Here is a 25010-nt window from a genome sequence, read left to right as displayed (position 1 = left end):
CCGCGAAACCCTCGGCTGGAGAACCCCCGCCGAAGCCCTCCAGGACCTACTCTCAGCCGCTCAACCAACCGGCGGTGCAACCACCACCTGAATCCGCCTCACCTGATCATCGCGTTCAGTCGCGGAAGACCTCGATCTCGGCGCCCATCTCCACCAGACGCTCGTACAGCTGCTCGTACCCCCGGGCGATGATGTCGACGTTGCGCAGCACCGAGGTGCCCTTCGCCGCCAGCATGGCCAGCAGGATGCAGACGGCCGGGCGCAGCGCGGGCGGGCAGACCACCTCGGCGGCCCGCCAGCGGGTGGGGCCGGTGACCAGCACGCGGTGCGGGTCCAGCAGGCGGACGTCGGCGCCCAGCCGGGTGAGGTCGGAGAGGTGGATCGCCCGGTTGTCGTAGACCCAGTCGTGGATCAGCGTCGACCCCTGCGCCTGCGCGGCGATGACCGCGAAGAACGGCAGGTTGTCGATGTTGAGGCCCGGGAACGGCATCGGGTGCACCTTGTCCAGGGGCGCCTGCAGCTCGGAGGGGTGGATGGTGATGTCGGCCAGCCGGGTGTGCCCGTTGTCGGCGAGGTACTCGGCGGAGAGCTCGTAGCGCAGCCCCATCTCCGCCAGCACCGCGAGCTCCACCTCGAGGAAGTCCACCGGTGCCCGGGCCACGGTCAGCTCCGAGCCGGTGACGATCCCGGCGGTGAGCAGGCTCATCGCCTCGACCGGGTCCTCGCTGATCGTGTAGTCGACGTCGGCGTCGAGCACCGGCCGCCCGCGGACCACGAGGGTGGTCGAGCCCATGCCCTCGATGCCGACGCCCAGCAGCTGCAGGTAGAGGCAGAGGTCCTGGACCATGTAGTTCGAGCTGGCGTTGCGGATGGTCGTCGTGCCGTCGGTCCGGGCCGCGGCCAGCAGCGCGTTCTCGGTGACGGTGTCCCCGCGCTCGGTCAGCACGATGGTGCGGTCGGCGGCCGCCGGGCCGTCCACGCCGGCCTGGTACTCCCCGGCGTGCGCCTCGACGGCGAGGCCGAACGGTCGCAGCGCGATCATGTGCGGCTGCACCGTCCGGGTGCCCAGGTCGCAGCCGCCCGCGTACGGCAGCCGGAAGGAGCGGGCCCGGTGCAGCAGCGGGCCCAGGAACATGATGATGCTGCGGGTGCGCCGCGCGGCGTCGGCGTCGATGCCCTCGAGGTCCAGCTCGTCGGGGACGACGATGGTGAGGTCGTGCCCGTGCTCGTCCCACGTCGCGGAGACGCCGATGGAGCGCAGCACGTCGAGGATGCGCTCGACCTCGACGATCCGGGAGACGTTGCGCAGGGTCGTGCGGCCGCGGTTGAGCAGCGAGGCGCAGAGCAGGGCGACGGCGGCGTTCTTGGAGGACTTGACCGCCACCCGGCCGCGCAGGGGGTGCCCGCCGGTGACCCGGAGGTGCGCCGGGCCGGCCGGGCCGAGCCGGATCAGCTCGCTGTCGAGCGCGGCGGAGAGCCGTCCGAGGAACTCCAGCGTGAGGTTCTGGCTGCCCTGCTCGATGCGCGCGACGGCGCTCTGGCTGGTGCCCAGCCGTTCGGCGAGCTGCTGCTGGGTGAGGCCGCGGTGGCGGCGGGCGTCGCGCACGAGCGCCCCGATCCGCCGGACGGCCTCGTCGACGGGCTGGTCGGTGAGCGTCACCGGGACACGTTATCTCGTATCTGAGATAGGGGCGGCGGGTGCGCCGGGGGAGCGGGAGTCGCAGGCACACTGCACCCGTGGACGTACTGGTCACCGGCGGCACCGGCCGCCTCGGGCAGGAGCTGGTCCCGCGGCTGCGCGACGCCGGGCACCAGGTGCGGTCGATGTCGCGCCGGGGCGCCGGTCCCGGCGGCGTGCGGGGGGACCTCGCCACCGGGCGGGACCTGGCCCAGGCGGTGCGGGGCGCGGAGGTGGTGGTGCACGCGGCCAGCGACCCCCGGGGCAACCCGTGGGAGGTCGACGTCGCCGGCACGCGGCGGCTGGTCGAGGCGGTCGACCGGTCGCGCGCCCCGCACCTGGTCTACGTCTCGATCGTCGGGGTGGACCGGGTGCCCCTGTCCTACTACCGCGCGAAGTACGCCGCCGAGCAGGTGCTGCTGGCCTCCGGGCTGCCGGTCACCCTGGTGCGGATCACCCAGTTCCACGGCTTCGTCGACGAGCTGCTCGGCACGGCGCGCCGCGGACCCCTGCTGCCGGTGCCCATGGGCTGGCGGGTGCAGCCGGTCGACGTCGCCGACGCCGCCGCCCACCTGGTGGAGGTCGCGGGCGCGGCCCCCTCGGGCGGGGTGGTGGAGCTCGGCGGTCCCGAGGAGCAGTCGGTCGCCGACCTGGCGCGGGCCTGGGCGGCGGTCCGCGCGCCGGGTGCGCGGGTGATCGCCACGCCCGTGCCGGGCCGGCTCGGCGCGGCGCTGCGGGACGGCGCGGCGGTACCCGCGGGAGGCGCGCGCGGGCACCGCACCTGGGCCGAGCACCTGCGCGGCTGACGGCCGCCGCGGAACGCGGCGTTCCTGCCCCTTTCCGCGCCGCGGGTGCCAGGCGCGTGCCACGGCCGGAAACCGCCGGAGGCGTGTCGGTGGCCGACCCTAGGGTCCCGGTCGTGACCACCCCCGCCGGCCCGGACGGCCGCACCCTGCTCGCCGTCGTCGTCACCGTGCTCGCCTGGGCATCGGCCTTCGTCGGCATCCGCGCGGTCGGCGAGGACCTCTCGCCCGGCGCGCTGGCGCTCGGCCGCCTGCTGGTCGGCGCGCTGGTGCTGGGGCTGCTCGTCGCCCGCCGCGGCTGGGTGCGCCCGACCGCCGGGGAGTGGCGGCTGCTGGCGGTCTGCGGCCTCGGCTGGTTCGCCGTCTACAACGTCGCGCTGAACGCCGCCGAACAGCACCTCGACGCCGGGACGACGGCGATGCTGGTCAACATCGGGCCGCTCCTGATCGCGGTGCTCGCCGGGGTCCTGCTGGGGGAGGGCTTCCCGCGCTGGCTGGTCGCCGGCCTGGCCGTGGCGTTCTCGGGTGTGCTGCTCATCGGGCTGGCGACCCGCGGCGCGGAGGCCGACCTGGTCGGCGTCGTGCTCTGCGTGGTGGCCGCGGTCACCTACGCGGTGGGCGTGGTGGCGCAGAAGCCGCTGCTGCGGCGGCTGCCCGGGCTGCAGGTCACCTTCACCGCCTGCGCCATCGGCGCGGTCGCCTGCCTGCCCTGGGCCGGGGCGCTGGTGGCCGACCTGGGCACCGCGCCGGCGGGGTCGGTCGCGGGCATGGTGTACCTCGGCGTCGTCCCCACCGCCCTGGCCTTCACCACCTGGGCCTACGCGCTCTCCCGCACGGACGCCGGGCGCCTCGGCGTGACCACCTACCTGGTGCCGCCGCTGGTCGTCCTGCTCGGCTGGCTGCTGCTGGGCGAGGCGCCGCCGCCGCTCGCGGTGGCCGGCGGCGTGGTGTGCCTGGCCGGCGTGGCGGTGTCCCGCCGGCGGTCGCGGCCGGCGCTGGTGCCGGCGGTCGGCCTGCCCACCGCCTCCGCGGGGTCGACCGGGGGGCGGTAGCCGGTGCCCGGGTGTGCAGGGCGCCGCGGTCATGGGGTAGGCACGCACCGGGGCCGCCGCCGGTGGCCCGCTGTCGAGACCGGCCGGGAGGTCCCTGGTGGAGGAGCAGGACTGGGCGCAGGTGGTCGCCGCCGCGACGCGGGCGCCGTCGATCCACAACACGCAGCCGTGGCGGTTGGTCGCCCGGTCCGACCGGCTGGAGCTGCACCACGACCGGGACCGCACGCTGCCGGTCCTCGACCCGACCGGCCGGCAGCAGGTGATCAGCTGCGGCGCCCTGCTGGAGTTTGCCGTCGTCGCCCTCGCCGCCGCGGGGCACGGCACCGAGGTGGTGCTGCTGCCCGACGCCGGGGAGCCCGACCACCTGGCGACCGTCCGGATCACCGGCGCGGTGGCGCCCTCCGACGACGACCGGGCCCTCGCGGGGGCGATCCCCGAGCGGCACACGGTGCGGGCGCCCTTCGAGCCGCGGGCGGTGCCCGGCGAGCTGCTGGACCGGCTCCAGCGGGAGGCCGGGGCATCCGGGGTGTGGCTCAAGCCGATCACGCGCTCGGAGGAGGAGGTCGCCACGGTGTTCCTCATCTCCCGCGCCGAGGAGATGGAGCAGGGCGACCCCGCCTACCTCGCCGAGCTGGAGCGGTGGCTGCGCACCGACGCCGCCGCCGAGGACGGGGTGCCGGTGGCCGCGGTGCCCAGCGGCGACCCACGGGAGCGGGCGTCCAACTGGCTGATCCGCGACTTCGTGGTGGGGGAGCGCGAGCAGCAGCCGTTCCGGGCCGGCGGCGACCCCGACGCCCCGCCGCCGGCGGTGGAGCGGCCGGCCGTCGTCCTCATGGGCACCGACGGCGACGACCGTGCCGACTGGCTGCGGGCCGGGCGGGCGCTGGGCCGCCTCCTGCTGCGCGTGACCGCGGCCGGGCTGGTCGCCTCACCGCTGACCCAGGCGCTGGACTGGCCGGCGACCCGCGTGCGCCTGCAGGCGCGGCTGCAGCTGGTCGGGCACCCCCAGATGCTGCTGCGGCTGGGCTACCCGCGGCCGGTTGACGCCGGCGAGCCGGCACCGGCGGTCAGCGGCCGGCGCCCGGTGCACGACGTCCTGCGCTTCGAGCCCGCCGGCTGACCACCGGAGGTGCTCAGCCGCGCGGGCGCGGCGGGGCCCAGGGGTCCTCGGGGTCGGTGCCCACGTCCTCGGCGGTCGTGCCGGTGCGGCGGTCGGTGCCTGCGGCGGACTCCAGCGCGGCGTCGCGGGCCCGGGCCTGGTCGGCCAGCCGGGCACGCTCGCGCTCCCGCTCGGCGCGCCGGGACGACTCCACCGCGGCCAGGTCGCCGCCGCGCCCGAGCCACCACAGGACGGCGCCGCTGAGCGCCAGGGCGATCGGCAGCGGGTAGGCCGCGGCGCGCTCCATGCCGCCCTCGCCCAGGTACCGGGTGACGCCGGTGAGGAAGAAGATCGTGCCGGCCGTGGCGACGATGCCGAGCAGCACCACGACCGTGCCGAGAGCCTCGGAGATCGGCCGGACGGCGTACGCGAGCGCGACCAGCCCGAGCGCACCCCCGGCCAGGTACACGACGGCCCCGATGGCGTGCGCCGTGCCGTTGCCGTCGGTGGGGAAGACGCCCACCAGCAGCACGCCCAGCGCGGCCGCGCCGAGCAGCACCGGCACCGCCCGCGCGGCGGCGCCGCGCAGCACCGGCAGGAGCAGCAGCGCCCCACCGAGGATCAGCGCCGCCTGGAGGACGAAGGAGGCGTTCATCAGCTGCCGCGCGGGGGAGTCGGCCGAGCCCAGGGCGCTGATCACGTCGTCGGTGCGGGAGTAGGGGCCCGTCCAGCGGGCCTGCGCCACGGCCTCGACGACGAAGAACTGCAGCGTCAGCACCCACAGGAGCGCGCCCCAGCGGAAGCGGTTGGGAGTCACGGCAGCCATCGTCCCAGCCGGTCCGGGGCGATCCGGTCCAGGACGGCGGACAGCTGCGCGGCGGACAGCCAGGAGGGGTTGCTGCCGGCCGGCATGCGCAGCACCTCGGCGTCGGCGAAGGCCGGGTCGGCGCGCAGCTCGGCCCTGCTGACCGGTGCGTCCAGGCGGAGCAGGCGGACCGGGACGACAGGGCCGTCCGCGGTCACGCCGACCGGGGCGGTGACCCGGCCGATCGCGTGCACGCCGGCGCCACCTTCCCGCTCACCCACAGCAGGACCGGTTGCCCGGGCGCGACGAGGTCGAGCCGGTAGCTGGGGCGCACGCAGCGCGTCAGCTCCCGGGCGGTGCCGGGCAGCCAGCCGGCGTCGACGGCCACCGGTGGCCGGGCGCTCTTGAGCAGCCAGCCGGCGACGTCGGCGGCACGCAGCCGCGCCGGCGCCGCCGGCCGGTGCACGCGCGGGGTCAGTCGGTGGCCGAGTGCAGGTCCGCGCCGGCGGGGTCGGCGTCGTCCGAGCCCACCGCCTGCCGTTCCTGCTCGGTGCGGTGCTCGAGCACCTCGTCGCTGGGGTGCGGGTCCTTGGCGTGCTGGGTGCGGTCGCGGGTGGGGTGCTCCTGCGGCTCCATGACGTCGTCGAGGTTCGGGGTGTCCTGGGGGCCGGTCATCGTGGCGTCCTCCGGTCGATCGGGTGCGGTCGGGGAGAGCCATAGCCGCGACCGCGCACCGCTAACCGGCGACGGCGGTCACCGCGGTTCCAGGCGGGCGGCCGGCAGCCAGGCCTCGACGAGCGCCGGCCCGTGCGCGCGGCTCACCGCGTAGGTGACCCGCCCCTGCCAGGCGCCGTCGCGCCGGCGCCACTCCACCAGCAGCCCCGGCCAGGTTCCGGGCGCCTCCGGGGGGTCGTGCACCCAGCAGTGCCGTCCCTCGCCGGCCTCCCCGGGAGCAGCCGGGTGGCCCGCGGCGGCCGGGCTCGACGGCGGGGCGGGTGGCGGGGAGGCGAGCTGCGGGACGATGCCCGACTCCGCCGCCCGCTCACCCAGGGAGCGGCCGCCGCGCCCCCGGTTCATCCCGCCCGCCACGCGAGCAGTCTCGCACGCCGGTCGAACACGCGTTCGACGCCGCACCGGCCGTGGACGCCGAACGGGCGCCCTCCGCGAGGATCGCGGAGAGCGCCCGTCCGAGGTGCTGCGTCAGGCGACGGGCGTGATGCGCCCCTCGCCGCCGACCGGGTAGTCGGTCGCGCTGACGACCCCGCCGAGGTCCTCGACCAGGTAGGTCTCCAGCGCCTCCTGGTAGGTCACCGGCAGGACGGTGAACCCGACCCCGTCGAAGGGGTAGCCGTCGCCGCCGCGGAGCAGGAAGTCGATCGTGGCGACCGAGATCGTGTCCAGCGCACCGGTCGGCGTGCCGCCCGCGACCAGGGCGGTCCCGTCGTCCAGGACGAGGTCGACGACCCGCGAGCCGACCGGCTGGGTCACGTCGTAGGTGACCCGGTAGCCCGCGGCCTGGGCGAACTGACCCGCCGCACCCGGCAGGCCGGACAGGCCGCGCTCGACGCCGGCGATGAACGTGTCGACCGGCATGGCCGGGGCGACGCCGACGAAGTTGGAGAAGGGCAGCACGGTGTAGGTGTCCAGCGCCGTGACCTCCCCGGCCGGGATGACCGCGGCGTTGCGGATGCCGCCGCCGTTCTGCAGGGCGACGACCGGGGGCGTGACGCCGGCGGCGGCCGCCTCGCGCCGGCCGGCGGCCAGCAGGGCGTCCGTGGCGAGGTTGCCCAAGTTGGTCTCCCGGCTGCGGACGTCGTCGCGGATGCCGTTGAGGTCGACCTGCGAGGTGGCCACGACCTGCTCGGCGAGGTCCGCGACGTAGCGCTCCACCGGCTGGACGACCAGCCGGTTCACCCCGTAGTTCGCCGGGACGGCGTCGGGGCCCTGGGCCGCGACCGGGATGACGCGCGAGGCGTCGTCGTGCACCGTGACGACCTCACCGGCGGCGTCGAACGACACCACGAGGCGGCCGACGTAGCTGTAGAGGGCCGCCGTCGTGACGACCGGCAGGACCTCGCCGTCGGCGTCGGTCGGGGTCAGCGGGTAGGAGCCGAAGACGTCGGTGCCGTTGGGCACCAGCGGGTCGCCCTCGTCGGCGAGCAGCTCGTGCCCGCCGCCGCCGATGATGACGTCCACACCGCGGAGCTCGGCGGCGAGCGCCACCTCGTTCTCGATGTCCTGCAGGTGCGAGACGAGCACGACCTTGTCGACGCCGGCGGCCTCGTACGCGGCGGCCCGGGCATTGGCGATCCCGGCGAGGTCGGGGTCGACCGTCACGTCGCGGGAGCTGGTGAGGCGGGGCAGGTCGGGGGTGGTGAGCCCGATGAAGCCGATCTGCTCGCCGCTCTCCTCGACGACGTGGGAGGTGACGATGGTGCCGTCGGCCACGCGGGCCAGCAGCGCCGGCTCGTCCTGGAAGCCGAGGTTGCTGGAGACGATCGCCGTCTGCGGGCGGATGTCGCCGATCCACTCGGCGAAGAAGTCCGGGCCGAGGTCGAAGTCGTGGTTGCCCGGGATCGACACGTCGAAGCGGGCTGCGTTGAAGGCGGTGGCGTCGTAGATCGGGCGCCCCGACTCCTCGCTGGCGGCCAGCTGGGGGCCGGGGAGGAAGTTGTCGCCGGCCGAGACGGTGACGACGCCGCGCTTCTTCGCCGCACCCTCGGGCCGCGGGCCGGTCAGGGCCAGCATCTGCTGCCGGCGGATCAGCTCGACGAAGCGGTCGGCGCCACCGTAGGTGCCGTCGTCGTCGGCGGTGACCGGCAGCAGCGCCGACTCGAGGTCGTTGGCGTGCAGCAGCGTGAGGGTGAAGTCGGGTCGGGTGTCCTGGGCCGGCGCGGCGGTGGCGGTCCCGGCCAGGGTTCCGCCGGCCAGCGTGGCCACGGCCACGGTCGCCACGACGGAGCCGCGGCGAAGGTGCTTCAGAGACATGACGCTCCGGGGTCGTTGGGGGGAGCTTGCCCGGGGAGCGTCACACCGACAGGTGAACATGTCGTGACCGCGTCTCGTTTTGTGACATATCCCATAGGGACCGGTCCGTCACGCGCCCGTCACCTTCCGTGGTGCCGAACGTCACCCGATCGGTTTACCGTCTCCGCGTCCCCCCGACCGTCCGGAAGGACTTCTCCGTGCTCCTACGCATCGGTGGTCCGCGCCTCGTCGCGCGCCGTACCGCCCTCGGCACCCTCGCCGCCTCCGTGGCCGTGGTGGGTCTGCCCGCCGTCGCCTCGGCGGCGCCGCCGACCACGCCGTTCGTCTCCGAGATCCACTACGACAACGCCGGTGACGACACCGGCGAGTTCGTCGAGGTCCACCTGCCCGCCGGCACCACGTCCGCGGGGCTGTCGGTCGTCCTCTACAACGGCAGCAACGGCACGTCCTACGACACCGACGCCCTCCCCGTGGTGACCGCACCGGCTGACGCGCCCGCCGTGGCCGTCGTCGAGTACCCCTCGAACGGCATCCAGAACGGCGCCCCGGACGGCGTGGCGCTGGTGGGTGCGGACGGCGTGCTGGAGTTCCTCTCCTACGAGGGCGTCCTCACCGCCACGGACGGTCCCGCGGCCGGCCTGACCAGCACGGACATCGGCGTCTCCGAGGGCAGCTCGACGCCGGCGGGGCAGTCGCTGTCGCGGACCTACGACGCGGCGGCCGACGCCCTGGTCTGGAGCGGCCCGGCGGCCGCCAGCAAGGACGCCGTCAACCCCGGGGGCACCACCGACCCCGGGCCCGAGGAGCCGGTCGACGTCTGCGGGACGACGCCGACGCACGAGATCGGGGCGGTCCAGGGCCCGGGCGCGGAGACCCCGCTCGCCGGGCAGCAGGTCACCGTCCGCGGCGTCGTGGTCGGCGACCTCGAGGGCTTCGGCGGGTTCCACCTGCAGGACGCCGACGGCGACGGGAACGCCGCCACCTCCGACGGCATCTTCGTCTTCAGCGACGTCGAGGTCGACCTCGGCGACACCGTGGCCGTCACCGGCCAGGCCCAGGAGCGCTTCGAGCAGACCCAGATCGCCGCATTCGAGAACGCCGCGGTCTGCGCCGAGGGCACGGCGGATGACCTGCCCGACGCCGCCCCGCTGGACCTGCCCGCCGGCGACGAGGAGCGCGAACGGCTCGAGGGCATGCTCGTCGCGCCCGTCGACACGCTGACCGTCAGCGAGGTGTTCGACCTGACGTCCTTCGGCGAGCTCACCCTCTCCGAGGGGGGCCTGCTGGTGCAGCCGACCGAGCTCGCCCGGCCCGGCACCCCCGAGGCCGAGGCGATCGCGGCGGGGAACGCGCTGCGCCGGATCGTCCTCGACGACGGCGTGAGTGCCCGGGTCAGCACCACCACCCGCCCCTACCTCTCCCCGGAGACGCCGGTGCGGGTCGGTGACGAGCTGGAGTTCACCGAGCCCCTCGTGCTCGGCTACGGCTTCGACCAGTGGCGGCTGCAGCCCGCCGACGGCACCGCCGACGGGGTCTTCGCGCCGCAGGACACCCGGCCGGCCGCCCCGGAGCAGGTCGGCGGGGACGTGCAGCTGGCCGCGTTCAACGTGCTGAACTACTTCCTGACCTTCGACCAGTCCGTCGGCCGGGGCGCGGAGTCCGCCGAGGAGCTGGAGCGGCAGGCCGGGAAGATCGTGCCCGCCATCGAGGCCCTCGACGCCGAGGTCGTGACCCTCATGGAGATCGAGGACAGCGACGCCACCGGCCTCTCGCCGGGGAACGCGGACACGGCGCTCGCCGACCTGGTGGGCCGGCTGAACGCGGCCGCCGGGTACGACAAGTGGGACTACGTCCCGCTGCCCGAGGAGCTCTACACCGTCGACCGCGACGTCATCCGCAACGGGATCATCTACCAGGACGACGTCGTCCTCCCGGTGGGCGAGCCCGCGGGTCTGGTCGACGAGGACGTGTGGGACAACGCCCGCGAGCCGATCGCCCAGACCTTCGTGAAGGACGGCGACGCGTTCACCGTCGTGGCCAACCACTTCAAGTCCAAGAGCCCGGGCAGCCCGACCGGCGACAACGTCGACACCGGCGACGGGCAGGGCGCGTGGAACGGTGACCGGGTCCGGCAGGCGGCGTCGCTGGCGCAGTTCGCCGCGGGGCTCCAGGAGTCGACCGGCGACGCGGACGTCGTGCTGATGGGTGACCTCAACGCCTACACCCAGGAGGACCCGATCCAGCTCCTCGAGGACGCCGGGTGGACCGACCTGGGCCTGCGCTTCGACGAGGGCGCGTACAGCTACGTGTTCGACGACCAGTCCGGCTCGCTGGACCACGCGCTGGCCACGGCCGAGCTGACGGCGAAGGTCACCGGCGTCGCGCACTGGAACATCAACGCGGTCGAGTCCTTCGCCTACCAGTACTCCGGTGACCCGGCGCTGTACGCGGCGGACCCGTACCGGTCCAGCGACCACGACCCGGTGGTGGTCGGCGTCGACCTGGAGGAGCGCTGCCAGGGCCTCCTGCCGACCGTCCGGGGCACCGAGGGCCGGGACAAGCTCAGCGGCACCGAGGGTCGGGACGTGATCATGGGTCTCGGCGGGGACGACGTGATCCGCGGCCGCGGCGGCGACGACGTGGTCTGCGGTGGCGCCGGCGACGACCGCATCGCCGGTGAGAACGGGGCGGACGTGCTCTCCGGAGGCTTCGGCGACGACTGGCTGAACGGCGGGAACGGCGACGACGTGCTGATCGGCGGCCCGGGCGCCGACCGCCTCGACCAGGGTCGCGGTCAGGGCACCGCGGAGCAGGAGGGCGCGGAGTCCTGATCCGCACCCGCACCTGACGCACGCCGGCGCGGGCCCTCCTCCGAGGGCCCGCGCCGGTGCCGTCTCAGCCCTTCCGGGTCCCCTCGGCCAGGGTGCGGGCCACCGTCTGCAGGAGGGGGTGGCCCGGCAGGTCCTCGACCGGCACGGGCAGCGGCAGCGACCAGTTGGGCCGGTCGTCGGCGCCGGGCATGTTCGGCCGGCGCTGCTCGCCGACGGCGTCGTCCAGCGTCGCCGACAGCAGCAGCGACGGCGCCGTGGCCAGCAGGGCGTGCGCCTGCTCCACCGCCTGCTCGACCGTGGCGTCGTCGGAGAGCCCCGGCAGGTGCGCCAGCAGCGACTGCCGGCCGCGCTCCAGCTCCTCCTCCGTGCCGGTGCCGTGCTCGCGCTGCTCGTCGACGTCGGCCTCGGTCCACAGCCCTGCCACGGTCGGCAGGTCGTGGGTGGTGATCGCGGCCATCGCCTCGGCCGGCCACCCGGCGGGCTCGTCGTCCTCGAACCAGAGCAGCCGGTAGGAGAGCACCCCGTGCTCGGCCATCGCCTCGCGGACGCCGTCCTCCACCGTGCCGAGGTCCTCCCCGACGACGAGCGCCTGCGCGCGGTGGCTCTCCAGCGCGACGATGTTCAGCAGGTCCTCCGCCGGATAGCGCACGTAGGCGCCGTCGGCGGCGCTGCCGCCGGCGGGCACCCACCACAGCCGGAACAGCCCCATCACGTGGTCGATCCGCAGGCCCCCCGCGCCGGCCATGGTGGCCCGGATGGACTGGATGAAGGGCTCGAAGTCGGCGTCGCGCAACCGCCAGGGGATCAGCGGCGGGGCGCCCCAGTCCTGCCCGGCCGAGTTGAACGCGTCCGGGGGCGCGCCGACGCTCACGCCGTCGGCCAGCACCTCCTGCCAGGCCCAGGCGTCGGCGCCGCCCCCGGCGAAGCCGATGGGCAGGTCCTGGATGACGGTCATGCCGGCGGTCGCGGCGGTGAGCTGGAGCTCCAGCGCCCACTGCAGCCAGGCGTGGAAGGCGACGACGGCGCCGTGCCGCTCGGCGTACCCGGCGACGTCCGGGGCGTCGGGGCGGCGCAGCTCCGGGGGCCAGGTGTGCCAGTCGGCGCCGTGCTCCTCGGTGATCGCCGCCCAGGTCGCCCACTCCTGGAGCGGCCGGCCCTGCTCCTCGCGCCAGCGGGTGAAGGCCTCGCCGCCGCCGTGCGCGAAGAAGATCCGCATGAGGACCTCGCGCTTGCGGGCCCACACGGCGTCCCGGTCGATCAGCGCACCCTCGGAGAGCGCGCGGCCGGTGTCGGTCTCGAGGTCGACGGCGTCGGCACCGGGGACCTCCTCGACCCGCAGGTAGAGCGGGTTGCGGAAGCGGCGGGTGGCCGGCAGGTAGGGGCTGGCCTCCTGGGTGGCGAGGGGGGCGACCGCGTGCAGCGGGTTGACTAGCAGGAAGCCGGCCCCCTGCTCGGCGGCCATCTGCCGCAGCGAGCGCAGGTCGCCGAGGTCGCCGATGCCCCAGCTCTCCCGGCTCCGGGTGGCGTACAGCTGGACCGCCCAGCCCCAGGCGCGGTCGTCGGGCAGCCAGCACCGGCCGGGGGAGACGATCAGCCGCCGGCGCGTGCCCCCGGGCGACTGCAGCCAGTGGTAGCCCAGCGGGAAGTCCGGCGGCAGCTCGCCGTCGATGTGCCGCACCTCGCCGTCCTCGCAGACGACGTCGGCCTCGTCGACCTCCAGCGCGTCACCGGGGCGGGCGACGATCGGCGCCCGGTCCTCCAGGTCGGCCGGCGGTTCGCCGATGACGGCGCGCAGCTTCTCGATCGTCTCGCGGGCTACCTGGTGCTCCTCGTCCAGCGCGTCCAGCCAGCTGGCATCGATGCCCCAGTCGTCGGTCGTCGGCTTCGTCGTCACCTGTCGATCCTCGCCGCGCGCGCCGCGGCGCGCAGGCCGGGCGGCGGTGGCGTTGCTCTCGGCGGCGGTGCGGGACGATGCCGCCGTGACCCTGGGCTCGTCCGTCCTCGCCTTCGCCGTCGTCGCCGCGGCCCTGACCGTGACCCCGGGGCTGGACACCGCCCTGGTGCTGCGCGCGGCGCTCACGCGCGGCCCCCGGGAGGCCGCCGCGACCGCCGCCGGGATCGTGTCCGGGCTGTTCGCCTGGGGCGCCGCCGCAGCCGTCGGCGTCTCGGCCCTGCTGACCGCCTCCCGCCTGGCGTACGACGCGCTGCGCCTCGCCGGTGCGGTCTACCTGGTGTGGTTCGGCGTCCGGCTCCTGGTTCGGGCGCTGCGGGCCCGCTCGGAGCCGGTCGGCGGCGCCACCCGGTACGGCGCCTCGGCCTGGCGTGCCGCCCGGCTGGGGCTGACCACCAATCTGCTCAACCCGAAGGTCGGGGTCTTCTACGCCGCGCTGCTGCCCCAGTTCCTGCCCCCCGGGCAGGACCCGCTGGCGAGCGGATTGCTGATGGCGGGCGTCCACGCGGTGCTCTCGGTCGCATGGTTCGCCCTGCTGATCGGCCTGGCGTCCGCCCTCGGCCGCTGGCTGCGGCGGCCCCGCACCGTCCGGGCGATCGACGCGGTGACCGGCACGGTCCTGGTCGGCTTCGGCGTGCGGCTGGCTGCCTCGGCCCGCTGACCGGCGCGCGCTCGCCTGGCCGGGCGGGCCCACCCCCGGTAGGCATGGCCCCATGCCGGTGATCGGTTTCCACAACTCCCACGAGCAGGTCCACCCCGCGGCGCTGCTGGACGCCGTCCGGCACGCCGAGGAGGTCGGCTTCACCGCCGCCATGTGCTCCGACCACCTCACGCCCTGGAACCCGCGGCAGGGGGAGTCGGGGTTCGCCTGGTCCTGGCTCGGCGCGGCGATGGCGACGACGTCGCTGCCCTTCGGCGCCGTCAACGCGCCCGGCCAGCGGTACCACCCGGTGATCGTCGCCCAGGCGATCGCCACGCTGGGCGCGATGTTCCCCGGCCGCTTCTGGGTGGCGCTCGGCAGCGGCGAGGCGATGAACGAGCACGTGACGGGCGGCACGTGGCCGCGCAAGGACGTGCGCGACGCGCGGCTGCGCGAGTGCGTCGACGTCATCCGCCGGCTGCTCGCCGGCGAGGAGGTGTCGCACGACGGCCTGGTCACCGTCGACCGCGCCACCATCTACACGCTGCCCGACCCGCAGCCCGCCCTGATCGGCCCGGCGGTGAGCGTCGACACCGCCCGCCGGCACGCCGACTGGGCCGACGGGCTGGTCACCATCAACCAGCCGCACGACAAGCTGCGCGAGATGGTCGCCGCCTACCGGGACGCCGGCGGCCAGGGCGATCTCATCCTCCAGGTGCACGTCTCCTGGGACCCCGACCCCGACCGGGCGCTGGCGATCGCGCACGACCAGTGGCGCAGCAACGTCTTCCCGCCGCCGCTGTGCTGGGACCTGGACAGCCCGGAGGCCTTCGAGCAGGCCAGCACGCACGTGACCCCGGAGGACATGCACGGCCCCGTCCGGGTCTCCGCCGACCTCGGGCAGCACGCGGCCTGGATCGCCGAGTACCTGGAGCTCGGCTTCGACCAGGTCTACCTGCACCACGTGGGCAAGGAGCAGCGCCCGTTCCTGGACGCGTTCGGCGAGCGGGTGCTGCCCCAGCTCGACCCGGAGCGCCCGGGTCCGGTGGCCGCCATCGACCCACCCGGGCCGGCGGAGAACCGCCGGCCGCGCGTCGAGCCGGTGCCGGCGCCGTGAGGATCACCGACACCAGCGACCTGTGGTGGAAGAACGCGGTCGTGTACTGCCTCGACGTCGAGACCTACATGGACTGGAACGGCGACGGGGTCGGTGACCTGCAGGGCCTGGCGCAGCGGCTCGACCACCTCGCCGACCTCGGCGTCACCTGCCTGTGGCTGATGCCCTTCTACCCGACGGCCGGGCGGGACGACGGCTACGACATCACCGACTACTACGGCGTCGACCCGCGGCTGGGCGACTTCGGCGACCTCGTCGAGGTGATCCGGACGGCGAACGACCGGGGGATGCGGGTGATCGCCGACCTGGTGGTCAACCACACCTCCGACCAGCACCCGTGGTTCCGCTCCGCGCAGGCGAGCAAGGAGTCGCCGTACCGGGACTTCTACGTGTGGCGCGCCGACGAGCCGCCGGACACCAGCGACCAGGTCGTGTTCCCCGACGCCGAGGGCGGCATCTGGACGCACAGCCCGGAGACCGGCGAGTGGTACCTGCACCGCTTCTACTCCGAGCAGCCCGACCTCAACGTGGCCAACCCCAAGGTGCGGGACGAGATCGCCAAGATCATGGGGTTCTGGCTCCAGCTGGGGCTCTCGGGCTTCCGGGTCGACGCGGTGCCGTTCCTGCTGGAGACCGCCGGGATCGACGAGGAGTCCGCCGCCCAGTTCCCCGACCCGCACGAGTACCTCCGCGCCCTGCGCTCCTTCCTCGGCCGGCGGACCGGCGCCGGCGTGCTGCTGGGCGAGGTGAACCTGCCCTTCGAGGAGCAGGTGCACTTCTTCGGCGGCGGGGACGGCGACGAGCTGACCATGCAGTTCGACTTCAACACGATGCAGCGCACGTACCTGTCGCTGGCCCGTGGGGACGCCGGGCCGCTCGCCGCCTCGCTGTCCGCGCGCCCGGCCATCTCCTCGGACAGCCAGTGGGGGACGTTCGTCCGCAACCACGACGAGCTGACCCTGGACAAGCTCTCCGACGACGAGCGCGCGGAGGTCTTCGCCGCCTTCGGCCCGGAGCCGGAGATGCAGGTGTACGACCGTGGCCTGATCCGGCGGCTGCCCCCGATGCTGTCGGGGGACCCGCGCCGGGTCCGGATGGTCTACAGCCTGCTGTTCGCCCTGCCGGGCACGCCGGTCCTGTTCTACGGCGAGGAGATCGGGATGGGGGAGGACCTCTCGGCCGGGAGCCGTCTCTCGGTGCGCACCCCGATGCAGTGGACCGGCGGCGCCAACGGCGGCTTCTCCCGCGCCCCGGCCGAGCAGCTGACCCGGCCGGTCGTCGACGGCGGGTTCGCCCCCGAGTTCGTCAACGTCGCCGACCAGCGCCGCGACCCGGAGTCGCTGCTGTCGTTCATGAAGCTGCTGATCCGGCGCTACCGCGAGTCGCCGGAGCTCGGGTGGGGGGAGTCCGCCGTCCTGGAGCAGCCGCACGCCTCGGTGCTCGCCCTCCTCTGCACCTGGGACGACGCGGCGCTGGTCACCCTGCACAACCTGGGGCCCGAGCCGCGGACGGTGCCGCTGACCGTGCCCGGCTGCGACAGCAGCCACCGCCTGGAGGACCTGCTCGTCTCCTGCACCACCGACCTGGGTGACGACGGCGGCGCGGAGGTGGCGCTGGAGGGCTACGGCTACCGCTGGCTGCGGGTGGTCGGGGAGCAGAGCCGACGGCTGCTGTGACCGGGGCGCGGCGGTGGCTGCCTGCGCGCGCCCGGCTACCCGCTGGCCTGGGATCCGGCATCCCGGGCCGGTGAGGGATGGGCCACGCGGGCCGCGCGGGGTGTCCTGCGCCGCGTGCGGTGCGGCTGTGCCTAGCGTGGCCGGTGAGGTGAGTGCGATGAGCGAACGCGACCAGACAACGTCCCTGCCCACCCCCGGTCCGGACGGCACCGGGGACGCACCCGGCGGGGCGACGCCCAGCGGGGCGATGCCGGGCGGAGCGATGCCCGGCGGCGGCCCGGCCCCCGCTGCCCCGGCGCCGCCCGTGCCCGAGCCGACCCCGGCGCCGGGCGGGAGCACCCCGCCCGCCGGGCACGCCACCGCCCCGGTGGGGGTGCGCCCCGCCCCGCGCAAGCCGCGGCGCGGCCCGATGACGGTGATGGGCCCGTGGGCACCGGTGGCCGGTGGCCTGCTCGGCCTGTTCCTGGGGCTGGTCGCCGTCCTGCTGCTGGCGGGCTCGGCGGACACCTTCGCCGACCGGCTGTCGCTGACCTTCGCCGTCCTGGGCCTCGGGCTGCTCGGCGCCGCCGGTGTCCTGCTCGCCGACGAGGTGCGGATCGTGCGCCAGCGGTCGCGGGAGGCCGGGGTGCGCCCGCAGTGGGTGGAGGCGACAGCGGGGCTGGTGAACGGGCTGACCCCCGCGCGGCTGCTGCTGCTGGTGAGCGCCTTCGTGCTCTTCCTGTCCGCCTACGTCGCCCGCTGAGCGGGCGGCCGCCGGCCGTGGTCGCGCGCGCGACCACGATCGGCGGCTCAGAGGTAGGCCTGGACCCCCAGGTGGACGGCGAGCCCCAGCCCGGCGAGGGCGATGACCGTGCGCAGCGCGGTCTGCGGCGCCCGGCGGACCACGCGCGGCCCCAGCCGGCCGCCGAGGAAGAAGCCTGCCGCCAGCGGCAGGGCGGCAGCCCACGCGACGTCGGCGAGCAGGGCGAAGCCCAGCGCGGCCACCCCGTTGGCCACGCCGAGGACGACGTTCTTCATGGCGTTGCCCCGCGGCAGGCCCTCGCCGGTGGAGAGCAGGTACAGCGCCAGCAGGAGGACGCCGGCGGCCGCGCCGAAGTAGCCGCCGTAGACGGTCACCGCGAACGTGCCCAGCGCCAGCCAGCGGGGGTCGCGGACCGGTGCGTGCTGGGCCCCCTCGGCCGCCAGCTCACGAGGTGGCCGCTGCACGAGGATGGCTACCGACGCGCCGGCGATCAGCCACGGCACGATCCGCTCGAACGCGTCCGGCGGCGTGAGGAGGAGCAGGACGGCGCCGGTGACCCCGCCCCCGACCGCGGCCAGCAGCAGCGGCCGCAGCCGGCGTCCCTGGCCGCGGAGCTCCGGCCGCGAGGCGCTCACCGAGCCGACCGCGTTGAGCACCAGGGCCACGGTGTTGGTGACGTTGGCCGTGACCGGGGGCAGCCCGGTGGCCAGCAGCGCGGGGTAGCTCACCAGCGAGGCGAGCCCCGCGATGCTGCCGGTGAGGCCGGCGCCCACGCCGGCGGCGAGGAGGAAGAGGAACTCGGGCACGGTCATCCGGCGAGGAGCACCCCGATCGCCACCACGCCCAGCACGACGATCGCCGTCCGGAGCAGCGGTTCGGGCAGCCGGCGGCCGTAGCGGGAGCTGACGTACCCGCCGACGAGCGAACCGGCGGCCAGCAGACCGGCCGCGGACCAGACCACCTGGTCGGTCGCGACGACGACGTAGGCCCCGGCCGCCACGCCGTTCACCGTCAGGGTCAGCACGTTCTTCAGCGCGTTCAGCCGTTGCAGCGGCTCACGCAGCAGCAGCCCGAAGAGGCCGATCTGGATCACGCCCTGGCTGGCCGCGAAGTAGCCGCCGTAGGTGCCGGTCAGGTAGGCGGTGCCGAACAGCGCGGTCCGCCGGCCCGGGCCGATGCGCAGCTCCGGGGCGCCCTCGGGGTGCCGCCGGGCGATCCGGCGCTTGACCAGCGGGTGCACGGCGACGAGGACGACGGCGACGGCGATCAGCACCGGCACGACCGCCTCGAACGCCGCGGCGGGCAGGTGGAGGAGCAGGAAGGCGCCGGTGAGGCCGCCGAGGACCGACGCCGGGATCAGCCCGAGCAGCAGCCGGCCCTGCCCGCGCAGCTCGCGCCGGTAGCCGATCGCGCCGGTCAGGTTGCCACCGACGAGCCCCAGCGAGTTGCTGATCGTCGCCGGCACCGGCGGCAGGCCGACGGCGAGCAGCACCGGGAAGGAGACCAGGGTCCCCGAGCCGACGACGGCGTTGATCCCGCCCGCGGCGAAGCCGGCGGCGGCCACCGCCACCATCTCCGCGCCCGTCATGCGTCCATCGCGACGAGACTGGCACGCCTGGCACGGCCCCCGCTCGCGCGGGGGCCGTCGATCCGGTCACACCGGGGCGGGCCTCAGGGCTTGACGGCGAGGACCGGGCGGTCGGCGTCGAGCAGGATCCGCTGGGCGCTGCTGCCCATGAGCAGCTTGCCGACGGGGGAGCGCTTGCGCAGCCCGATCACGATCACCGAGGCGTCGACCTCCCGCGCCACGCGCAGCACCTCGTCGGCCACCTCGCCCTCGCGCGTGACCTGCCGGACCTCCACCGCGACACCCGCCTTCTCGGCGCGGGCGCCGATGTCGCGGATGGTGTCCTCGTCGGCGACCTCCACGCTGACCGGGGCGCCCCCGCGGGCGGAGTTCAGCACCAGGAGCCCCTCGCCGCGACGCGCGGCTTCGGCGATGCCGGCGTCGAGGGCCGCGCGGGCCTCCGGGGTGGGGACGAATCCGACGAGGACGGTCATGCGGGCTCCTTGGCGGGACGGTCGGGACGACGCGAGCAGTGTCCCCGAGATCGGTCGGGCGAAAACCGGGGGGCGCGCCGCGACCGCGGACGGGTGGTGATCAGTCCTTGCGGCCGGCGTCGACCAGCCGGATCACCGCGGCGCCCTCCTCGTCGGAGGCCTCCAGGTCCACCTCGACGTCGAAGCCCCAGTCGTGGTTGCCCTCGGGGTCGTCGACGATCTGCCGCACGAGCCAGGTGCCGGGGCGCTTGTCCCAGATGAGCAGCGCCGGGCCGCGGGCGTCGGCGCCGGTGCGCACCTCGTCGTGCTCGGCGAAGTACGCCTGCACGACCTCGCCCCAGCGGTCGGCGTCCCAGCCGGAGCCGGAGTCGAGCTCGCCGAGGTCGTACCAGCGGCGGCGGGCCCACAGCTCCACGCGGCGGAACAGGGCGTTGCGCACCATCGCGGTGAACGCCCTCTCGTTGCCGGTGAGCGGCCGCGGCCGCGCGGGGACGGCGACCTCGGCGACCGGTCCCTCGTCCGGGTCGGTGAGCGCCTCCCACTCGTCGAGCAGGCTGGAGTCCACCTGCCGGACCAGCTCGCCGAGCCACTCGACCAGGTCGGTGACCTCCTCGGTGCGCGCCGCCGCGGGCACGCCCGACCGCAGCGCCTTGAACGCGTCGGAGAGGTAGCGCAGCACCGCGCCCTCGGCCCGGGTGAGGCCGTAGGTGTTGACCAGCTCGCGGAAGGTGAACGCCCGCTCCCACATCTCCCGGACGACCGACTTCGGCGAGAGGTGCGCGTCAGCGGCCCACGGGTTGCTCTGCCGGTAGACCTCGTAGGCGTGCCCGAGCAGCTCCTCCAGCGGCTTGGGGTAGCTGATCCCCTCGAGCAGCTCCATCCGCTCGTCGTACTCGATGCCCTCGGCCTTCATCTGCGCGACCGCCTCGCCCTTGGCCTTGTTGAGCTGGGCGGCGAGGATCTGGCGCGGGTCGTCGAGGGTGGCCTCGATGACGCTGACGACGTCGAGCGCGTAGGTGTCGGAGTCGGGGTCGAGCAGGTCGATGGCGGCCAGCGCGAAGGTGGACAGCGGCTGGTTGAGCGCGAAGTCCGGGGGCAGGTCGAGCGTCAGGTCGTAGCGGCGGCCGTCCGGCTCGGGTTCGGGCAGCCGCTCCAGCACGCGGGCCTGCAGCAGTGAGCGGGCGATGCCGATCGCGTCGCGGATCAGCCGCAGCTGCTTCTTGCGCGGCTCGTGGTTGTCGGTGAGCAGCCGGCGCATCGCCGCGAACGGGTCGCCCGGGCGGTCGACGACGTCGAGCACCATCGCCGTCGTCACCCGCATGTGACTGGTCAGCTTCTCCGGCTCGCCCTCGACCAGCCGGTTCATGGTCGCCTCGCTCCAGGGCACCATGCCCTCGGGCACCTTCTTGCGCACCAGCTTGCGGCGCTTCTTCGGGTCGTCGGCGACCTTGGCGAACTGCTTGAGGTTCTCCACCTCGTGCTCGGGCGCCTGGACGACGACGGTGCCGGCGGTGTCGTACCCGGCCCGCCCCGCCCGGCCCGCGATCTGGTGGAACTCGCGCACCTGCAGCAGCCGGGTGCGGGTGCCGTCGTACTTGCTCAGTGCGCTGAAGACGACGGTGCGGATCGGCACGTTGATGCCGACGCCGAGGGTGTCGGTGCCGCAGATGACCTTGAGCAGCCCGGCCTGCGCGAGCTGCTCCACCAGCCTCCGGTATTTGGGCAGCATGCCGGCGTGGTGGACGCCGATGCCGTGGCGGACCAGCCGCGACAGCGTCGTCCCGAAGGCCGAGGAGAAGCGGAAGCCGCCGATCATGTCGGCGATCGCGGCCTTCTCCTCCTTGCTGCACACGTTGACGCTCATCAGCGCCTGCGCCCGCTCCAGCGCCGAGGCCTGGGTGAAGTGCACGACGTAGACCGGGGCCTGCTTGGTGTCGAGCAGCTCCTGGATCGTCTCGTGCATCGGGGTGGTCGCGTAGTAGTGGTGCAGGGGCACCGGGCGCACGGCGTTCGCGACCAGCGCGGTGGGCCGGCCGGTGCGGCGGGTGAGGTCCTCGCGCAGGCTGGTGACGTCGCCGAGCGTGGCGCTCATCAGCAGGAACTGGGCCCTCGGCAGCTCCAGCAGCGGCACCTGCCAGGCCCAGCCGCGGTCGGGGTCGCCGTAGAAGTGGAACTCGTCCATGACCACGAGCCCGATGTCGGCGTCCGGACCTTCCCGCAGCGCGATGTTGGCGAGCACCTCGGCGGTGCAGGCGATGATCGGGGCGTCCCGGTTGACGGCGGCGTCACCGGTGAGCATGCCGACGTTCTGCGCGCCGAACACCCCGCACAACGCGAAGAACTTCTCGCTGACCAGCGCCTTGATCGGAGCCGTGTAGTAGCTGCGGCGGCCGCCGGCCAGGGCCGCGTACTGGGCACCGGTGGCCACCAGCGACTTGCCCGACCCGGTCGGGGTGGCCAGGACGACGTTGGCGCCGCTGACCAGCTCGATCAGCGCCTCCTCCTGCGCCGGGTAGAGCGCGGTGCCACCGGCCTCGGCCCACGCGGCGAAGGTGGCGAACAGCGCGTCGGGGTCGCCACCGGTCGCGCGCAGGGCGGTGAGGTCGGCGGGGTCCTCGAGCAGGGGAGGGGCGGCGGTCGTGGTCATCAGGTGCACCAGCGTGCCCGACGGGCCGCTGCTTCCCGGGACCCAGCCCCCGCACGCCCCGTGTCAGGCGGACGGTAACGATCCGGTAACGAGAACTACGGCGGTGTGTGACATCCGCCGTCATCGGAGAGGAAGGTGAACAACAGGTAAACGGAAGGTGGCTGGAACCATGCGCGAACGTTTCTGCCCGGAATGCCGGTGGACCGTTGTGACCGACCAGGCGGGCCGGCGGCGGCTCGAGATGCGCTGGGTGCCGCTCGGCGCCGCGGCGTCCCACGGCCCGGTGGCGCGCGCCGCCTAGCAGCGCAGGCTCCCACCCGACCCGGGCGGGAGGGGAGGTGCACACCGACGTGCGCCTCTCCTCCCGCCCGGGTCGTGCGCTGTCCGGGGTTCCGGAGGCCGGACGGCGGGTAGGTCGGCCGCGCCGCGGCACCGCCGGTGCGTGAGCCCAGCGCCCGGGTGCCGAGCGCCCCCCGACCAGGAAGGTGGACGCCCGTGTCCGAACCCCGCCCCGAGTCCCAGCCCGCCCAGCAGCAGAGCACGCCGGGCACGCTCGGCGAGATGACCCCGAAGCCCGACCACGGCGAGGAGAGCTACCAGGGCTCCGGGAAGCTGACCGGCAAGGTCGCCGTGATCACCGGCGGCGACAGCGGGATCGGCCGCGCCGTGGCGATCGCCTTCGCGCGCGAGGGCGCCGACGTGCTCATCTCCTACCTGGAGGAGCACGAGGACGCCCGGGACACCGCGAAGTACGTCGAGCAGGCGGGCCGGAAGTGCGTGCTCGTGCCGGGAGACATCTCCGACCGCGCGCACTGCAAGACGATCATCCCGAAGGCGGTCGAGGAGTTCGGCCAGGTCGACGTGCTGGTCAACAACGCCGCGTTCCAGATGAGCCACGACTCGCTGGAGGAGATCTCCGACGAGGAGTGGGACTTCACCCTCGCCACGAACCTCTCGGCGATGTTCACCCTGACCAAGGACGCGCTGCCGCACATGCGGCCGGGGGCGTCGATCATCAACTCGTCGTCGGTGAACAGCGACAACCCCAGCCCGAACCTCATCGCCTACGCGATGACCAAGGCCGGCATCGCGAACTTCACCGCGTCGCTGGCGCAGATGCTGGCGGAGAAGGGCATCCGGGCCAACAGCGTCGCCCCCGGCCCGGTGTGGACGCCGCTGATCCCGGCGACGATGCCCGAGGAGAAGGTGGAGAGCTTCGGCCAGCAGGTGCCGATGGGCCGCCCCGGCCAGCCGGCGGAGCTGGCGCCGGTGTACGTGCTGCTGGCCAGCGACGAGGCGTCCTACGTCTCCGGCGCCCGGGTGGCCGTGACCGGCGGCAAGCCCATCCTCTGAGAGCCGGCCACGATCAGCTCACCTGATCATCGGGCGTCCTCCCTCACCGCCCACCGTCAGGGAGGACGCGCCACGATCGGGTGGGCTGATCGTCGCGGGAGCGGTCAGCAGTCGAAGACCGACCAGCAGAGGTCGTTGCGCCTGCGCTGGTCGTCGAGGACGAGGGCGCGGATCGCCCCGGGGAGCTGCTCCCGCTGCCACCGGCACTCGGCCAGCCCCGCGGCGACGCCGCCGCCCGCGGGCGCCGCCGCCCGCACCGCCTTGATCGCGTAGGCGGCGGCGCCGAGGTCGTGCGCCGCGACGTGCGCCACCGCCCCGGCCTGACCGGCGGCGTAGGCGGCGTGCCGCGCCGCCCCGCGCAGATCCCGGGCCGCGCCCATCGCGTGGCCACCGGCGGCGCGGGCCCGCATCATCGCCAGCTCCCCGCGGGCCCAGGCGCGGGCCGCCTCGATCGCCGCACGCGGCCGGTCGTCGTCGGGACGCTCGGCCTCGAAGAGCCCGAGGACGTGCTCCGCGCACGCGGCCGCCCACACGGCGAGGAGGTGGTGGTCGGCGTCGGTGAGCGTCCCGCCACGGCGGACGGTCACCAGCCGGGGGTCCGGGACCTTCGGGAGGATCACGGTGACGACGTCTACCACCGGCACCGCACCCGCGGTCCGGCAGCCGGCGGTCAGGGCAGCGCGCGGGCGAGGTCGGCGAGGTGCTGCGGCCGCACCCGGCAGCAACCGCCGAGCAGCCGTGCGCCGTCCGCGAACCACCCGGGGACGGCGTCCGGCGCGATCCCCGGGCTGCCGGTCCACGCCCGCGCGACGGCGTCCCACGCCTCGCCGCTGTTCGGGTAGACGACGACCGGCTTCCCGCTGCGGGCCGCCTGGCTCACCGCGGGGCCGACGGCGGACGGCGCCGTGCAGTTGACCCCGACCGCGACGACGGCCTCGACGTCCGCGGCCATCGCGAACACCTCGGCCGCCGGCTCACCCCGCCGCGTGCGGACCACGCCGTCGTCGCCCACCACCGTGGTCAGCGAGAGCCAGGCCGGCACGCCCAGCGCCTGCGCCTCCAGCAGCAGCGCCTTCGCCTCCGCTGCGGCGGGCACCGTCTCGCAGGCCAGCACGTCCGCCCCGGCCTCCGCGAGCAGCTCCATCCGGGGCCGGTGGAAGGCGCGCAGCGCGGCCACGCCGACCGCGTCCACGTAGGCCCCGGTGTACTCGGAGCCGTCGGCGAGCATCGCGCCGTAGGGGCCGACCGAGCCCGCGACCCAGCCCTCGCCCTGGCCTTCCCGGGCCAGCGCGACCGACGACGCGATGAGCCGGCGGGCCTCCGCCGCGTCCACCCCCGCGGCGGCGAACCCCTCGACGGTCGCCTGGTAGCTCGCCGTCGTCGCCACCTGGGCACCGGCCGCGGCGAAGGCGGCGTGCGCGGCCACGACCGCCGCCGGGTCGTCGCGGAGCAGCCGGGCCGACCACAGCGCGGAGGAGACGTCGTGCCCCCGCGCCTCGAGCTCGGTGGACAGGCCGCCGTCGAGCAGGACCGGTCCGGCGGCGAGCGCGGCGGCGAGATCAGGCAT

At 74.9% G+C, this 25010-nt stretch carries 23 protein-coding genes; 9 read left to right on the top strand and 14 right to left on the bottom strand.

What is annotated here, in order from left to right; translation table 11 throughout:
• Window positions 1-115: 115 nt before the first annotated feature.
• On the bottom strand, window positions 116-1660 hold the full coding sequence (locus tag E9529_RS10570) for a UDP-N-acetylglucosamine 1-carboxyvinyltransferase (RefSeq protein ID WP_236831113.1): 1545 nt from the start codon (window positions 1658-1660) through the stop codon (window positions 116-118).
• Window positions 1661-1737: 77 nt separating this feature from the next.
• On the opposite strand from E9529_RS10570, the gene E9529_RS10565 reads away from it, so the two are divergent.
• The 3 genes from E9529_RS10565 (at window position 1738) to E9529_RS10555 (ending at window position 4653) form a co-directional block, all read left to right on the top strand.
• The gene (locus E9529_RS10565; RefSeq protein ID WP_236831112.1) at window positions 1738-2484 is read left to right on the top strand and encodes an SDR family oxidoreductase; all 747 of its coding nucleotides are present in this window, start codon (window positions 1738-1740) and stop codon (window positions 2482-2484) included.
• A 113-nt stretch (window positions 2485-2597) separates the two neighbouring features.
• Window positions 2598-3533, top strand: coding sequence for a DMT family transporter (locus E9529_RS10560; RefSeq protein ID WP_236831111.1), 936 nt, complete (start codon window positions 2598-2600; stop codon window positions 3531-3533).
• A gap of 97 nt (window positions 3534-3630) precedes the next feature.
• Window positions 3631-4653 (top strand): hypothetical protein, encoded by a 1023-nt coding sequence (locus E9529_RS10555; RefSeq protein WP_236831110.1) that lies wholly within the window; start codon window positions 3631-3633, stop codon window positions 4651-4653.
• A 13-nt stretch (window positions 4654-4666) separates the two neighbouring features.
• Here E9529_RS10555 and E9529_RS10550 read toward each other — a convergent pair whose 3' ends face one another.
• From E9529_RS10550 to E9529_RS10525, 6 genes are all read right to left on the bottom strand, one after another.
• Window positions 4667-5458, bottom strand: a complete 792-nt coding sequence (locus E9529_RS10550; protein ID WP_374201338.1) for a DUF998 domain-containing protein — start codon at window positions 5456-5458, stop codon at window positions 4667-4669.
• Window positions 5446-5691, bottom strand: a complete 246-nt coding sequence (locus E9529_RS10545) for a hypothetical protein (protein WP_236831108.1) — start codon at window positions 5689-5691, stop codon at window positions 5446-5448. The genes E9529_RS10550 and E9529_RS10545 overlap by 13 nt, the downstream gene beginning before the upstream one ends.
• Window positions 5652-5903 (bottom strand): hypothetical protein, encoded by a 252-nt coding sequence (locus E9529_RS10540; protein ID WP_236831107.1) that lies wholly within the window; start codon window positions 5901-5903, stop codon window positions 5652-5654. Before E9529_RS10540 ends, E9529_RS10545 begins: the two co-directional genes overlap by 40 nt.
• Window positions 5904-5911: 8 nt before the next feature.
• Window positions 5912-6112, bottom strand: a complete 201-nt coding sequence (locus E9529_RS10535; protein ID WP_236826837.1) for a hypothetical protein — start codon at window positions 6110-6112, stop codon at window positions 5912-5914.
• Between the two features lie 78 nt (window positions 6113-6190).
• Entirely contained in the window at window positions 6191-6526 is a 336-nt protein-coding gene (locus tag E9529_RS10530; RefSeq protein ID WP_236831106.1) for a hypothetical protein, read from the bottom strand.
• Window positions 6527-6637: 111 nt separating this feature from the next.
• Window positions 6638-8425, bottom strand: a complete 1788-nt coding sequence (locus E9529_RS10525; RefSeq protein ID WP_236831105.1) for a bifunctional UDP-sugar hydrolase/5'-nucleotidase — start codon at window positions 8423-8425, stop codon at window positions 6638-6640.
• Window positions 8426-8622: 197 nt separating this feature from the next.
• Here E9529_RS10525 and E9529_RS10520 point away from each other — a divergent pair, with 197 nt between their 5' ends.
• Entirely contained in the window at window positions 8623-11256 is a 2634-nt protein-coding gene (locus tag E9529_RS10520; protein WP_236831104.1) for an ExeM/NucH family extracellular endonuclease, read from the top strand.
• Window positions 11257-11320: 64 nt separating this feature from the next.
• On the opposite strand, the gene malQ is transcribed toward E9529_RS10520, so the two are convergent.
• Window positions 11321-13150 carry a 4-alpha-glucanotransferase gene (gene malQ / locus E9529_RS10515; protein WP_236831103.1) on the bottom strand — a complete coding sequence of 610 codons (1830 nt, stop codon included), beginning with the start codon at window positions 13148-13150 and terminating at the stop codon, window positions 11321-11323.
• On the opposite strand from malQ, the gene E9529_RS10510 reads away from it, so the two are divergent.
• The 4 genes from E9529_RS10510 to E9529_RS10495 all read left to right on the top strand — a co-directional run bounded on the left by E9529_RS10510 (window position 13116) and on the right by E9529_RS10495 (window position 17382).
• Window positions 13116-13868: a LysE family translocator gene (locus E9529_RS10510; RefSeq protein WP_236831102.1), complete on the top strand. Its 753-nt coding sequence runs from the start codon at window positions 13116-13118 to the stop codon at window positions 13866-13868. The genes malQ and E9529_RS10510 overlap by 35 nt on opposite strands.
• Before the next feature lie 52 nt (window positions 13869-13920).
• On the top strand, window positions 13921-14964 hold the full coding sequence (locus E9529_RS10505; protein WP_236831101.1) for a TIGR03885 family FMN-dependent LLM class oxidoreductase: 1044 nt from the start codon (window positions 13921-13923) through the stop codon (window positions 14962-14964).
• Complete coding sequence (locus E9529_RS10500; RefSeq protein WP_236831100.1) at window positions 14961-16640, top strand: alpha-amylase family protein; 1680 nt, start codon at window positions 14961-14963, stop codon at window positions 16638-16640. The genes E9529_RS10505 and E9529_RS10500 overlap by 4 nt, the downstream gene beginning before the upstream one ends.
• Window positions 16641-16797: 157 nt before the next feature.
• Window positions 16798-17382, top strand: coding sequence for a hypothetical protein (locus E9529_RS10495; RefSeq protein ID WP_236831099.1), 585 nt, complete (start codon window positions 16798-16800; stop codon window positions 17380-17382).
• 47 nt (window positions 17383-17429) lie between these two features.
• On the opposite strand, the gene E9529_RS10490 is transcribed toward E9529_RS10495, so the two are convergent.
• The 4 genes from E9529_RS10490 to E9529_RS10475 all read right to left on the bottom strand — a co-directional run bounded on the left by E9529_RS10490 (window position 17430) and on the right by E9529_RS10475 (window position 22090).
• Window positions 17430-18194, bottom strand: coding sequence for a sulfite exporter TauE/SafE family protein (locus E9529_RS10490; protein ID WP_236831098.1), 765 nt, complete (start codon window positions 18192-18194; stop codon window positions 17430-17432).
• Entirely contained in the window at window positions 18191-18970 is a 780-nt protein-coding gene (locus tag E9529_RS10485; protein WP_236831097.1) for a sulfite exporter TauE/SafE family protein, read from the bottom strand. The genes E9529_RS10490 and E9529_RS10485 overlap by 4 nt, the downstream gene beginning before the upstream one ends.
• Window positions 18971-19053: 83 nt before the next feature.
• Window positions 19054-19443 (bottom strand): universal stress protein, encoded by a 390-nt coding sequence (locus E9529_RS10480; protein WP_236831096.1) that lies wholly within the window; start codon window positions 19441-19443, stop codon window positions 19054-19056.
• A gap of 100 nt (window positions 19444-19543) precedes the next feature.
• Window positions 19544-22090 (bottom strand): RNA helicase, encoded by a 2547-nt coding sequence (locus E9529_RS10475; protein ID WP_236831095.1) that lies wholly within the window; start codon window positions 22088-22090, stop codon window positions 19544-19546.
• A 495-nt stretch (window positions 22091-22585) separates the two neighbouring features.
• Between E9529_RS10475 and E9529_RS10470 the strand changes: the two genes are divergently transcribed.
• Window positions 22586-23443, top strand: a complete 858-nt coding sequence (locus E9529_RS10470) for an SDR family oxidoreductase (protein ID WP_236831094.1) — start codon at window positions 22586-22588, stop codon at window positions 23441-23443.
• A 104-nt stretch (window positions 23444-23547) separates the two neighbouring features.
• On the opposite strand, the gene E9529_RS10465 is transcribed toward E9529_RS10470, so the two are convergent.
• Together E9529_RS10465 and mmuM are read right to left on the bottom strand one after the other, a co-directional pair.
• The gene (locus E9529_RS10465) at window positions 23548-24063 is read right to left on the bottom strand and encodes a putative immunity protein (RefSeq protein ID WP_236831093.1); all 516 of its coding nucleotides are present in this window, start codon (window positions 24061-24063) and stop codon (window positions 23548-23550) included.
• Window positions 24064-24113: 50 nt separating this feature from the next.
• On the bottom strand, window positions 24114-25010 hold the full coding sequence (gene mmuM, locus E9529_RS10460; RefSeq protein WP_236831092.1) for a homocysteine S-methyltransferase: 897 nt from the start codon (window positions 25008-25010) through the stop codon (window positions 24114-24116).

Origin of the sequence: Blastococcus sp. KM273128 (genome assembly GCF_021698975.1) — a bacterium.
Taxonomy (GTDB): domain Bacteria; phylum Actinomycetota; class Actinomycetes; order Mycobacteriales; family Geodermatophilaceae; genus Blastococcus.
Note: the sequence above shows the minus strand (reverse complement) of the source record. Positions and strands in the feature narration are given on the sequence as shown.